This is a genomic window from Comamonas granuli NBRC 101663, from assembly GCF_000739995.1.
Classification (GTDB): domain Bacteria; phylum Pseudomonadota; class Gammaproteobacteria; order Burkholderiales; family Burkholderiaceae_C; genus Simplicispira; species Simplicispira granuli.
In genome coordinates this window covers 248,686-260,076 of record NZ_BBJX01000005.1, presented here as the reverse complement: position 1 = coordinate 260,076, position 11,391 = coordinate 248,686, and the positions used below count along the sequence as shown (strand labels likewise).

Here is an 11,391-nt window from a genome sequence, read left to right as displayed (position 1 = left end):
CACGCCTCTGAGCCACGTTCCGGCCAACGCCCGGGGCCGGCAAGAGCCCCCACAAAAAACCCCGCAGCCGCGGGGTTTTTTTGTAGCCGGCGGGCGGATCAGCCCATGTGCAGGCCGCCGTTGACCGAGAAATCGGCCCCGGTGGCGTAGCCGCCCTCGTCGGAGGCCAGCCAGGCGATGATGGAGGCGATCTCGCTGGGTTCGCCCAGGCGCTTGACGGGCACGGTGGCGACGATCTTCTCCAGCACGTCCGGGCGTATGGCCTTGACCATGTCGGTGCCGATGTAGCCCGGGCTCACGGTGTTCACCGTCACGCCCTTGGTGGCCAGCTCCTGCGCCAGCGCCATGGAAAAGCCGTGCATGCCGGCCTTGGCCGCCGAGTAGTTGGTCTGCCCGGCCTGGCCCTTCTCGCCGTTGACCGAGCTGATGTTGATGATGCGCCCCCAGCCTTTTTCCACCATGTCGGCCACCACCTGCTTGGTGACGTTGAACATGCTGTTGAGGTTGGTCTCGATCACCTGGTCCCAGTCCTCGCGCGTCATCTTGACGAACATGCGGTCGCGCGTGATGCCGGCGTTGTTCACCAGCACGTCGATGCTGCCGTGCTCGGCCTTGGCCTTGGTGAAGGCTTCCACGGTGGAATCCCAGTCGCCCACATTGCCCACCGAGGCGTAGAAGGTGTAGCCGAGCGCCTTTTGCTCATCGAGCCACTTCTGGTAGTCGCGCGTGGGGCCGCAGCCCGCGATCACCTTGAACCCGTCCTTGTGCAGGCGCTGGCAAATGGCGGTGCCTATGCCCCCCATGCCGCCTGTGACATACGCTACTTTCTGACTCATCTCCTGTGCTCCTTGACGGTTTCAAACGATTGCGCTTCCACTCTACCCAAGTTTGGTGCAGGCGCCCGCCCAGGTAAACACTGAGAGGCGCGCTGCGGCGGGCGCTTCAGCGCTCCAGCGCCATCGAGACGCCCATGCCGCCGCCGATGCACAGCGCCGCCAGGCCCTTCTTCGCGCCGCGGCGCTGCATCTCGTGCAGCAGCGTGACGAGGATGCGGCAGCCCGAGGCGCCGATGGGGTGGCCGATGGCGATGGCACCGCCGTTGACGTTGACGCGCGCGGGGTCCAGGGCCAGCTCCTGGTTCACGGCGCAGGCCTGGGCGGCAAAGGCTTCGTTGAGCTCGAACAGGTCCACGTCCGCGGCACTCCAGCCCGCACGCGCCAGCGCCTTGCGCGAGGCCGGCACCGGGCCCATGCCCATGGTCGCCGGGTCCAGGCCGCTGGTGGCGTAGGCGGCGATGCGCGCCAGGGGCGTCAGGCCCAGGGCGGCGGCCTTCTTCGCGCTCATCACGACCACGGCGGCGGCGCCGTCGTTGATGCCCGAGGCGTTGCCCGCCGTCACGCTGCCCGCCTTGTCAAAGGCGGGGCGCAGGCCGGCCAGGGCCTCGGCGCTGGTCTTGCGGTTGAGGTATTCGTCGGCGTTGAACAGCAGGGGATCGCCCTTTTTCTGCGGCAGGCTCACGCCCACGATTTCATCGGCGAAGCGGCCGGCATCCTGCGCGGCGGCGGCCTTTTGCTGGCTGGCCAGGGCCAGGGCGTCCTGCATCTCGCGCGTGATGCCGTACTGCTTGGCCACGTTCTCGGCGGTGATGCCCATGTGGTACTGGTGGTACACGTCCCACAGGCCATCGACGATCATGGTGTCCTGCATCTTCCACTCGCCCATGCGCTGGCCGTCGCGCGAGCCATTGAGCACGTGGGGCGAGAGGCTCATGTTCTCCTGCCCGCCGGCGACGACGATCTCGCTGTCGCCCGTGGCAATGGCCTGGGCGGCCAGCATCACGGCCTTGAGGCCGGAGCCGCACACGGCGTTGATGGTCAGGGCCGGGGTTTCCTTGGCGATGCCGGCCTTCATCATGGCCTGGCGCGCAGGGTTCTGCCCCACGCCCGCGGCCAGCACCTGGCCCATGATGACCTCGCCCACCTGGTCCAGGCCCACGCGGGCGCGGGCCAGGGCCTCCTTGATGACGATGGCGCCGAGCTCGGTGGCGGGCGTCTTGGCGAGCGCGCCGCCGAACTTGCCCACGGCCGTGCGGGCGGCCGAAACGATGACGATGTCTTCCATGGTGTGTCCTTTGTGCAGTGAAATGAAAAAATGGGGGCGGCCGGGCCTCAGGCCTTTTGCTTGACGTAGCGCCCGGGCGCGGGCTCGATGGCCTTGAATCGGGCGCCCTTGCCATAGGCCTTGGGCGCGGCCACCAGCTTGCCTGCGTGGGCCTGGAGCCACTGGGCCCAGTCGGGCCACCAGCTGCCCTTGTGCTCGGTGGCGCCTTCGAGCCAGGCGTCCAGCGTGGCGGGGAGCTGGCCGTCGGCGCGGATCCAGTGGCTGCGCTTGCCCTTGGCCGGCGGGTTGATGACGCCAGCGATATGGCCCGAGGCGCCCATGACGAAGCGCTTGTCGCCCGGCAACACCTGGGTGGAGGCGTAGGCCGCACGCGCCGGCACGATATGGTCCTCGCGCGAGCCGTAGATGTACACGGGCAGCGTGACGCGGCCCAGGTCGATCTTCTGCCCGCACACCGTGAGCTTGCCGGGCTTGATGAGATTGTTCTCCAGGTAGGTGTTGCGCAGGTACCAGGCGTAGAACGGGCCCGGCAGGTTGGTGCTGTCGCTGTTCCAGTAGAGCAGGTCGAAGGGCGGCGGCGTCTCGCCCTTGAGGTAATTGCCCACCACGTAGTTCCACACCAGGTCGTTGGGGCGCAGGAAGCTGAAGGTGGAGGCCATGTCCTGGCCCTTCATCAGGCCGCCCTGGCCCATCTGCATTTCGCGGAACTGCACCATGGCCTCGTCGATGAACACATCGAGGATGCCCGTGTCGGTGAAGTCCAGCAGCGTGGTCAGGAAGGTGCCGCTCGCCACGGGCTGCGCGCCGCGCGCGGCGAGCACGGCCAGCGCCGTGCCCAGGATGGTGCCGCCCACGCAAAAGCCCAGCGCGTTGATCTGCTCGGCGCCGCCGATCTGGCGCACCGTCTCGATGGCGCGGATGGCGCCGTCCTCGACGTAGTCGTCCCAGGTCTTGCGCGCCAGGGATTCATCGGGGTTGCGCCAGCTCACCACAAAGGTGCGGTGGCCCTGCTCGACCGCGTAGCGGATCAGCGAGTTCTCCGGCTGCAGGTCGAGGATGTAGAACTTGTTGATGCACGGCGGGATGAGCAGGAAGGGCCGCTCGTGCACCTTGGCGGTGAGCGGCTTGTACTCGATGAGCTGGAACAGCTCGTTCTCGAACACCACCGCGCCCTCGGTCGTGGCGACGTTGCGGCCCACCTCGAACAGACTTTCATCCGTCATCGACACATGGCCCTGGCGCAGGTCGTGCAGCAGGTTGGCCACGCCCAGGGCAATGCTCTCGCCCTGGGTCTCCATGGCTTTCTTCTGCGCATCGGGGTTGAAGGCGAGGAAGTTGCTCGGCGCCATGGCGGCGATCCACTGCTCCACCGCAAAGCGGATGCGCGCGCGCGTCTTGGGGTCGGCCTGCACGGCGTCGGCCAGGCCCATGAGGGTACGCGCGTTGAGCAGGTAGGCCGCCGCCGTGTAGGCGGCCACGGGGTTGCACGCCCAGCCCTCGCCGGTGAAGCGCTTGTCGGCCGCGGCGGCCTGTGGCGCACCGCGCAGGCCCTGCTGCCACAGCCGGGCGGCCTCCTGCAGGTATTCCTGGTGCAGGGCCTGGAGCTTGTCGGGGGCAAAGCGGATTTCCGGCACCGGGGCCGGCACCGGGCCGGGCGGCGCTGCCTGGAGCGTCTGCAGGGCCTGCGCCCAGCCCTCGCCCCACATTTTCTGCCACTGCTGGGCGCCCTGCGCCCAGAGAGAATCCTGGTCCATGCTGACTCCTGTGCGGCCGCGCACGCTGCCTGGGCAGCGCCGTCAGCCATGTTGCGCATCCCCTGCGGGACGGTGCTGGTATGGTAACGCTCCTTACCTTGCACCGGCCTGAATTCCACCGCTCGCAGCCATGTACCTCGTCCTCATCGCCTGGTTCTACGTCACCCTGCTCATGGCCCTGGCCGAGGCCACCAGCCCCGCGGGCTCGGTGCTCGGCGCCGTGGTCACTTTCGTGCTCTACGGGCTGCTGCCCATGGGCATCGTGGGCTATATCCTGGGCACGCCCGCGCGCAAGCGCGCGCTGCGCGCCCGCGCCCAGGCCGAGGAGGCAGCGGTGCGCCAGGCCGCGGGCCCGGCCTCAGCCCAGCCAGATGCAGGCGGCCATGCGCCCGCTGCCGCCGAGGGCGGCGCCGTCGCGCCGGTGCGAGAAGAACCGTGAGGCCTGCGTGGCCGTGCACCAGGCGCTGCCCGAGTCGTTGCCGTAAATCTGCGTGATGCCCAGGGCCTGCAGGCGCTGGCGCGCCAGCGCCGCCAGGTCGGCCAGGTACTTGCCCGCGCCCTGGGGGCGAAAGTGCTGCACGGCAGCCGCATCGTGCGCGCAAAAGGCCGCGCGCACCTCGGGCCCGACCTCGAAGGCCTGCGGCCCGATGCACGGCCCGAGCCAGGCCAGGGTGCGTGCGGCCGCAGCGTGCACGCCCTCCGGCGCTACATTTTCCGTAGCTGCCGGCGCAGCATGGGAGAGCGCCAGGGCCGAAAATTGCTGGTAGACCGCTTCGATCACCCCCACGCCGCCCTGCCCCGCCAGCCCGCGCCAGCCCGCATGGGCGGCGGCCACCACGCGGCCTGCGGTGTCGGTCAGCAGCAGCGGCAGGCAGTCGGCCACCATGATGGTGCAGGCCAGGCCGCGCTGCGTGCTCACGCAGGCGTCAAAGCGCCCGCCGTCGACCATGCCCGGCGCCAGCACGGCCACCTGCGTGCCATGCACCTGCTGCAGGAACACCGCGCGCGCGCCCGGCGTGGCCGCCTGGAGCACGGCCTGCAGGCGCGCTCGGTTGGCCGCCACGGCGCGCGGGTCGTCGCCCACGTGGTCGCCCAGGTTCATGCTGTCGAAGGGCGGCAGGCTGCAGCCGCCATGGCGCGTGGTGCACAGCGCATGCACATGGGCCGGGGCGGGCCAGGCCGGCTGCAGCCAGTCAAGGGGCATCTGGGACATGCGCGCCAGTGTATCGGCGCCATGGCACACTGGCGCCCTGTTCTTTCGCATTGCACTGCCATGGCCACCGTCTTCGCTCCGCCGCCCGTCCCCACCGTGCCCGTGCTGGGCACGGCCAGCCGCTTTCCCGTGCGGCGCATCTACTGCGTGGGGCGCAACTACGAAGAGCACGCCAAGGAAATGGGCTTTGCCGAGCGCGAGGCGCCGTTCTTCTTCCTCAAGCCCGCCGACGCGCTGCTGCCCGTGGAGGCCGGCGAGACCGCCCGCCTGCCCTACCCCAGCCTGACGCACAACCTGCACCACGAGGTGGAGCTGGTGGTGGCCATAGGCAAGGGCGGGCGCGACATTCCGGCCGCCCGCGCCCTGGAGCATGTGTACGGCTACGCCGTGGGCCTGGACATGACGCGCCGCGACCTGCAGGCCGAGATGAAGAAGCAGGGCCGGCCCTGGAGCATTGCCAAGGGCTTCGACCACAGCGCGCCCATCGGCCCCATCACCCCGGCCAGCGAGGCCGGGGCCGTGGACCAGGCGGCCCTCTGGCTGCGCGTGAACGGCCAGCAGCGCCAGCACAGCCATGTGCACAAGCTGATCTGGAACATTGCCGAGACGCTGCAGCACCTCTCGGCCGCCTGGGAGTTGCAACCGGGCGACCTGGTCTTCACCGGCACGCCCGAGGGCGTGGGCGCCGTGGTGCGCGGCGACCGCATCGAGGCCGGGGTCGATGGGCTGCAGCCCATCGCGCTGCAGGTGGTATGAGCCGCGCGCCCAGCCGCTATTGTTTCAGGAGCTGCTCGCGCTCATTCCGAAAGCGCTGCAGCCCGATTTGACCTCAAGACCTGCATGTACCTGCGCAGCCCCATCCGACACTGCCGCGCCTGCGGCACCGCCATGGTGTACCGCCTGCCCGACGATGGCGACACGCGCGAGCGCGCCATCTGCCCGCAGTGCGGCACGGTGCACTACGAGAACCCGCTGAACGTGGTGGGCACCATCCCCGTGCTGGCCGACGGGCGCGTGCTGCTGTGCAAGCGCAACATCGAGCCGCGCTGGGGCAAGTGGACGCTGCCCGCGGGCTTCATGGAGCTGAACGAGACCACGGCCCAGGGCGCCGCGCGCGAGACCGACGAGGAAGCCGGCGCACAGATCGAAATGGGCCCGCTGTTCGCCCTGCTCAACGTGCGCCAGGTGGGCCAGGTGCACCTGTTCTACCGCGCCACGCTGCTGAGCGAGGCCTTCCACCCGGGGCACGAGACCATCGAGGCGCGCCTGTTCACCGAAGACGAGGTGCCCTGGGACGAACTGGCCTTTCGCACCGTGCGCGAGACGCTGCGGCGCTGGTTCGCCGACCGGCGCGCGGGCCACTTCGGCATGCACTGCGTGGACATCGAGTAGCAGCGCCCCCGGGCGGCGCCACTGCCAGGCCGCGCCGCGCGCGCCCGTTCAGGGGCGCGATTCCACAAAGAACGGCACATTGCTCTGCACCGCTGCCGGCGCGGGCACCACCACGCCGCGCTGCACCGGCGCCGTGACCACGGTGCCCGGCTGCGGCTCAGGCGGTGCGCCGGGGTCTGCGGCCTCGGGAACGTTGCCGTAGGAGCCTGGCGGAAAAGGCTGCGCCTGGGGCGTGGCATTTTCCAGCGGCAGCAGCGGCGCTTCGGTGATCTCGGGCCGCTCCGCTGCGGCGGGGACCGGCGCGGCGGGTGCCGGGCCCGGCACCGGCGCGGCGCCGGTGGCGCGGTCGGGGGCATCGGGCCCGCCCGTGCGGCGGCCGAACAGGTCGTACACCCAGTTGCGCACACCGGCCACGGCGGTGCCCACCCAACTGCTTTCCTCCTCGTCGATGAAGCGTTCGTTGGTGTCGATCAGCTTGGCGCGCAGCGCCTGCTGGAACACCTCGCCCACCATGGGCAGCGCGCTGTGCGCGCCCTGGCCCCAGTAGTCGCTGCGCAGGGTGATGCGCCCGTCGTTGAAGCCCACCCACGCGCCCGCCACGAGCTGCGGGTGCATCAGGATGAACCAGCCGTCGGTGTTGTCCTGCGTGGTGCCGGTCTTGCCGGCCACGTCGGCGCTGATGCCGTAGCGGCCGCGGATGGCCACGCCCGTGCCCTTGTCCACCACGCCGCGCATGGCGTCGCGCAGTTGCTGGGCGGCCGTCAGGCCCAGCACGCGCTCGGGCGCGGCGGGGGCAAAGTCTTCCAGCACCTTGCCGTTCTTGTCCTCGATGCGCGTGATGACCCGGGGCGCGCGGTAGCTGCCGGCACTGGCAATGGCGCCGTAGGCCGCCACCATTTCCTTGAGCGTGACCGGGCTGGTGCCCAGGGCCAGCGAGGGCACCACGTCCAGCTTGGATTCGCGCACGCCCATGGCCCGCGCCAGTTGCGCCACGCGCATGGGGCCCACCTGCTGCATGAGCTGCGCGGTGATGGTGTTCTTGGAAAACGCCAGGCCGTCGCTCAGCGTCATGGGCATGTCGCTGGGCGGCCTGTTGCCGTCCGTGGGGCGCCACACCTGCTTGTTGCCCAGCGGGATTTCCACCGCGGTGTCCATCAGCGTGTCGCTGGGCAGCAGGCCCTGGTCGAACGCGGCGCCGTACACAAAGGGCTTGAAGGTGGAACCCGGCTGGCGGCGCGCGGCCTGGACGTGGTCGAACGGGTCTTGCGCGAAGTCGCGGCTGCCCACCCAGGCGCGCACCTCGCCCGTGCGCGGGTCCATGGCCATGAAGCCGGCCTGCACGCGCGTCTTCTCTTGCCGCAGCGTGCGCAGGAAGGCGGGGTCGCCCAGCAGATCCTTCAGCACATCCTCGGGCGCCGCGCCCTTGGCCACGGCGGCTTCGTAGCGCGCCGATTCGCGCACCAGTTGCTGCACCAGCGGGTTCTTGGGGTTCCAGGCGTTGCGCGCGGCCCAGGCCCCGTCGGCCACGCCCTGCAGCGCCCGGCCCTGGCGCGCCACGGCCTGGTTGGCCAGTTGCTGCAGGCGGTAATCGATGGTGGTGCGGATCACCAGCCCGTCGGCATACAGGCTGTAACCATTGCGGTCGGCCCAGTCGATGAGCTGCTTGCGCAATTGCTGCGCCAGGTGCGGCGCGGGGCCGGCCGTTTCCACCTGGCGCTCGAAGCGGATGCGCAGCGGGCGCTTGCTGAGCGCGGCGTATTCCGCCTCGGCCAGCTTGCCGCGCTTCTTCATCTGCGCCAGCACGGTGTTGCGCCGGGCCTGGGCGCGCTCGGGGTTGAGCACCGGGTTGTAATAGGCCGTGCCCTTGAGCATGCCGATGAGCGTGGCGCTCTCCAGCACGTTGAGCTCGTCGGCCGACTTGTCGAAATAGGTGCGCGCCGCCATCTCGATGCCGTAGGCGTTGTAGAGGAAGGGCACGGTGTTCAGGTAGGTCTCCAGAATCTCGTCCTTGGAGTACAGCGCCTCGATCTTCAGCGCCGTGATCGCCTCCTTGATCTTGCGCGTGAGCGTGGGCGCCCGGCCAATGTCCTCGGGGTACAGGTTGCGCGCCAACTGCTGCGTGATGGTGGAGCCGCCCTGCTTGTCGCCCCCCAGCGTGCGCACCAGCGCCGACGCCGTGCGCCGCCAGTCCAGGCCCCAGTGCTTGTAGAAACGGTGGTCCTCGGTGGCGATCAGCGCGTCCACCACCGGCGGGGCGATCTCGGCAAGCGGCACCCACGCTCGGTTCACCCAGCGGTATTCGGCCAGCAGCTTGCCATCCGCCGCCACCAACTGCGCCGGCTGCTCCGTCTTGGCCTTGCGGATGTCGCGGATGCCCGGCGTGAAGGGAATCAGCACCAGCACATACAGCAGCAGCGCCAGCCCGGCCGCCATCAGCGCCCAGAGCAGGCTGTGCAGCGAGAGCAGCTTCTCGGGCCGCTGCAACGCACGCGCCCACACCGGCCGCAGCGCGGCCCAGCGCGTGCGCAGGAAGTCAGGGAAAGACATGGGGTTTGGAGTCAAAAGTGGCTCAAACGCTTGATGGGTAAGCGCTAGAAGCTATCAAATTGGGAGTCTTGCAGGCAGAGTGAATGGCTTGCAGGCCCCTCCGCATGGCAGGCGGGAGGTGCGCAGTTATACCGCCAATCGCCCGGAATTGCGGTGTGGGGTTGTAGCGGCGAAGACTGCCACGGGATGCGTAATTTGCGACGGGTGCGCATCCACGCCGCGATCGGTGTTGGTTACAGTACCGCCATGGCACCCACCATTGTTCGTGACGGCCCCTTTCGTCTCTTCTTTTTTTCGCGGGAAGAGACACGCATTCATGTGCATGTCTCACACGTGGACGGTGAAGCGAAGTTCTGGCTGACACCACAGGTGGCTCTGGCCAACCATACGGGTCTTTCCGAGACCCAACTTCGGCAAGCGCAAGCCGTTGTGAATGCACACCTGAAGGAGATCCAAAATGCCTGGACCCACCACTTTGGCGGCTGAAGTCACCCATATTTCAAAGCACGGTTTTTGGCTGCTGCTTGCCGACGAGGAACTGCTCGTCCCCTTTGATCAATTCCCCTGGTTCCGAAAGGGGACGATCGAACAGATTTCCGAAGTTCAGTGGCCGAGCCCTGACCATCTTTACTGGCCAATGTTGGACATCGACCTGTCGGTGCAGTCCATTCGCAACCCGTCCTCGTTTCCACTGGTGTCAGGCGCAGCAGGCTGACGGGTTAACCGTCACGGACACGCATCAGCAGCGCCGACGCCGTGCGCCGCCAGTCCAGGCCCCAGTTTCACCCAGCGGTACTCGGCAAAGAACTTGCCATCCGCCGCTACCAACTGCGCCGGCTGCTCCGTCTTGGCCTTGCGGCTATCGCGAATGCCCGGCGTGAACGGAATCAGCACCAGCCCGCCCGCCATCAGCGCCCAGAGCAGGCTGTGCAGCGACAGCAGCTTCTCGGGCCGCCGCAGCACGCGCGCCATTGCCGGCTGCAGCGCGGTCCAGCGCGTGCGCAGGAAAGCGGGGAAAGACATGGGGTTTGGGGTAAAAAGTGGCTCAAACGCTTGATAGTAAAGCGCTAGCAGCTATCAAATTTGGAGTTCTGCAGGCGGGATGGATGGCTTGCAGGCCCCACCGCTTGGAGGGCGGGAGGTGAGCAGTCATACCGCCAATCGGCGGGGATTGTGGTGTGGGGTTGTAGCTGCCGAGGCGGCTTCGAGATGATTGCCTAGAATGGCGCTGGTGTTAGGGAAGCTCTTCACGGGGGCATACGGCTCGATCTGCGCGACCAGCTCGGCCCAAGGTACCACCAACTCCATGGCATCGAGGAACTCGCGCTTGCGGGGGCGCTTGACGGTGTTGCTCAGGCCCAGGCTGCTTTGCTTCATACCGGTATTGTCTTGGTTTCAAGCACGCCCCGTCACGCCTCGCAGGGATTCGTGCAGAGTATCCTTAGCGACTGGACCTCTTAGGTTTTCTTGTGAGCGAACTTTGCCATTGCCAGGATGCAGCCGATTCCCACCGCGCCACCGATAGGGATGCACAGCCACAGCGCCCAAAAAAGTGCCCAGAACGTCGTCTGTACACCCATCGCTTTCAGAATGAAGTACGAAGCAACGTAGGCAGCTCCGAACACACCAACCATAACGCCCGTGCTGCCCGCATCTGTCCCCGCTACTGCCGGGCCGGTAGTAGCCGGTTTTGGCGCTGCACTAGCGTGTTTGCTCCTCTCACCTTCAAGAAATGCCTTCTCATCTGCAGACAGCTTACCGACATTCAACGTCCGCGAAGCGACGTCATGGATAAATGAAGCGGCGCCAGGCACGTTCGGGTCTAGCGATAGCGCAAACTCGCAAAGTTTTACTGCTTCCACGCAGCGTGTGGCGTGCTCGTACGGCGTGTCGGGCACAGAGATGAACTGCATCGTGTGCTGCAGCGAGGTCTGGAAATAAGCGTTCGCAATGAGAACAGCTGCGACAGCGCAGTCCATGCTCACAACTGTCGTGATTGCATCGTCGTCACCCGCAAGCCGCACTGCTGTGCGGTAGCACTCGATGGTTTCAGGTATCCGCGAATGCGCAAGCGTCGAGAGATAGCCGGCACTTGTTCCTTTGCCCACCCATGCCCAAACGTTTTTGCTGTCAATCTCAAGCACGCTTGTGAAGTACCCGAACGCCTCTGTGTGGTTGCCTGCAGTCTCAGCCGCTTGGGCAAGCTCAAGCAGGTGAACAACTTTGCTAGCAGCGGTCTTCTCAGACTCACGCAAGAAGACGTCGGTACCGCAGAACTCGCACTGCACGGAATCCTTGCCTTCGGGCACCTGCAGCTTCCCTGAGCATTGTGGACAAATCGCTGGAATGAACTGCACGTGCGGG

At 67.5% G+C, this 11,391-nt stretch carries 12 protein-coding genes and 1 pseudogene; 5 read left to right on the top strand and 8 right to left on the bottom strand.

The window, feature by feature from the left end:
* Positions 1-98 precede the first annotated feature (98 nt).
* The 3 genes from phbB to CGR01S_RS06755 form a co-directional block, all read right to left on the bottom strand.
* The gene (phbB, locus tag CGR01S_RS06765) at positions 99-836 is read right to left on the bottom strand and encodes an acetoacetyl-CoA reductase (RefSeq protein ID WP_042424164.1); all 738 of its coding nucleotides are present in this window, start codon (positions 834-836) and stop codon (positions 99-101) included.
* Positions 837-942: 106 nt separating this feature from the next.
* Positions 943-2,121: an acetyl-CoA C-acetyltransferase gene (locus CGR01S_RS06760; RefSeq protein ID WP_042424163.1), complete on the bottom strand. Its 1,179-nt coding sequence runs from the start codon at positions 2,119-2,121 to the stop codon at positions 943-945.
* 47 nt (positions 2,122-2,168) lie between these two features.
* Positions 2,169-3,875 carry a PHA/PHB synthase family protein gene (locus CGR01S_RS06755; protein ID WP_042424160.1) on the bottom strand — a complete coding sequence of 569 codons (1,707 nt, stop codon included), beginning with the start codon at positions 3,873-3,875 and terminating at the stop codon, positions 2,169-2,171.
* Between the two features lie 130 nt (positions 3,876-4,005).
* Here CGR01S_RS06755 and CGR01S_RS06750 point away from each other — a divergent pair, with 130 nt between their 5' ends.
* Positions 4,006-4,314: a hypothetical protein gene (locus CGR01S_RS06750; protein WP_042424155.1), complete on the top strand. Its 309-nt coding sequence runs from the start codon at positions 4,006-4,008 to the stop codon at positions 4,312-4,314.
* On the opposite strand, the gene CGR01S_RS06745 is transcribed toward CGR01S_RS06750, so the two are convergent.
* Positions 4,234-5,088: a purine nucleoside phosphorylase YfiH/LACC1 family protein gene (locus CGR01S_RS06745; RefSeq protein WP_042424642.1), complete on the bottom strand. Its 855-nt coding sequence runs from the start codon at positions 5,086-5,088 to the stop codon at positions 4,234-4,236. The two genes, CGR01S_RS06750 and CGR01S_RS06745, sit on opposite strands and share 81 nt — an antisense overlap.
* Before the next feature lie 60 nt (positions 5,089-5,148).
* Here CGR01S_RS06745 and CGR01S_RS06740 point away from each other — a divergent pair, with 60 nt between their 5' ends.
* Together CGR01S_RS06740 and CGR01S_RS06735 are read left to right on the top strand one after the other, a co-directional pair.
* Positions 5,149-5,844: a fumarylacetoacetate hydrolase family protein gene (locus tag CGR01S_RS06740; RefSeq protein ID WP_042424154.1), complete on the top strand. Its 696-nt coding sequence runs from the start codon at positions 5,149-5,151 to the stop codon at positions 5,842-5,844.
* A gap of 84 nt (positions 5,845-5,928) precedes the next feature.
* On the top strand, positions 5,929-6,480 hold the full coding sequence (locus tag CGR01S_RS06735; RefSeq protein ID WP_042424152.1) for an NUDIX hydrolase: 552 nt from the start codon (positions 5,929-5,931) through the stop codon (positions 6,478-6,480).
* A gap of 48 nt (positions 6,481-6,528) precedes the next feature.
* Here CGR01S_RS06735 and CGR01S_RS06730 read toward each other — a convergent pair whose 3' ends face one another.
* The gene (locus tag CGR01S_RS06730; RefSeq protein WP_042424151.1) at positions 6,529-9,027 is read right to left on the bottom strand and encodes a penicillin-binding protein 1A; all 2,499 of its coding nucleotides are present in this window, start codon (positions 9,025-9,027) and stop codon (positions 6,529-6,531) included.
* A gap of 246 nt (positions 9,028-9,273) precedes the next feature.
* Between CGR01S_RS06730 and CGR01S_RS16400 the strand changes: the two genes are divergently transcribed.
* The gene (locus CGR01S_RS16400) at positions 9,274-9,513 is read left to right on the top strand and encodes a DUF4160 domain-containing protein (protein WP_084690599.1); all 240 of its coding nucleotides are present in this window, start codon (positions 9,274-9,276) and stop codon (positions 9,511-9,513) included.
* A complete protein-coding gene (locus CGR01S_RS16395) occupies positions 9,485-9,742 on the top strand; it encodes a DUF2442 domain-containing protein (RefSeq protein ID WP_084690585.1) in 258 nt (85 codons plus the stop codon). Before CGR01S_RS16400 ends, CGR01S_RS16395 begins: the two co-directional genes overlap by 29 nt.
* An 11-nt stretch (positions 9,743-9,753) precedes the next feature.
* On the opposite strand, the gene CGR01S_RS06725 is transcribed toward CGR01S_RS16395, so the two are convergent.
* The 3 genes and pseudogenes from CGR01S_RS06725 to CGR01S_RS16645 form a co-directional block, all read right to left on the bottom strand.
* Entirely contained in the window at positions 9,754-10,050 is a 297-nt protein-coding gene (locus CGR01S_RS06725; protein ID WP_042424150.1) for a hypothetical protein, read from the bottom strand.
* 228 nt (positions 10,051-10,278) lie between these two features.
* Positions 10,279-10,404 (bottom strand): annotated as a pseudogene (locus CGR01S_RS16650) (IS5/IS1182 family transposase); the annotation flags it as partial.
* 80 nt (positions 10,405-10,484) lie between these two features.
* Positions 10,485-11,384: a tetratricopeptide repeat protein gene (locus tag CGR01S_RS16645; protein ID WP_156967516.1), complete on the bottom strand. Its 900-nt coding sequence runs from the start codon at positions 11,382-11,384 to the stop codon at positions 10,485-10,487.
* Positions 11,385-11,391 lie beyond the last annotated feature (7 nt).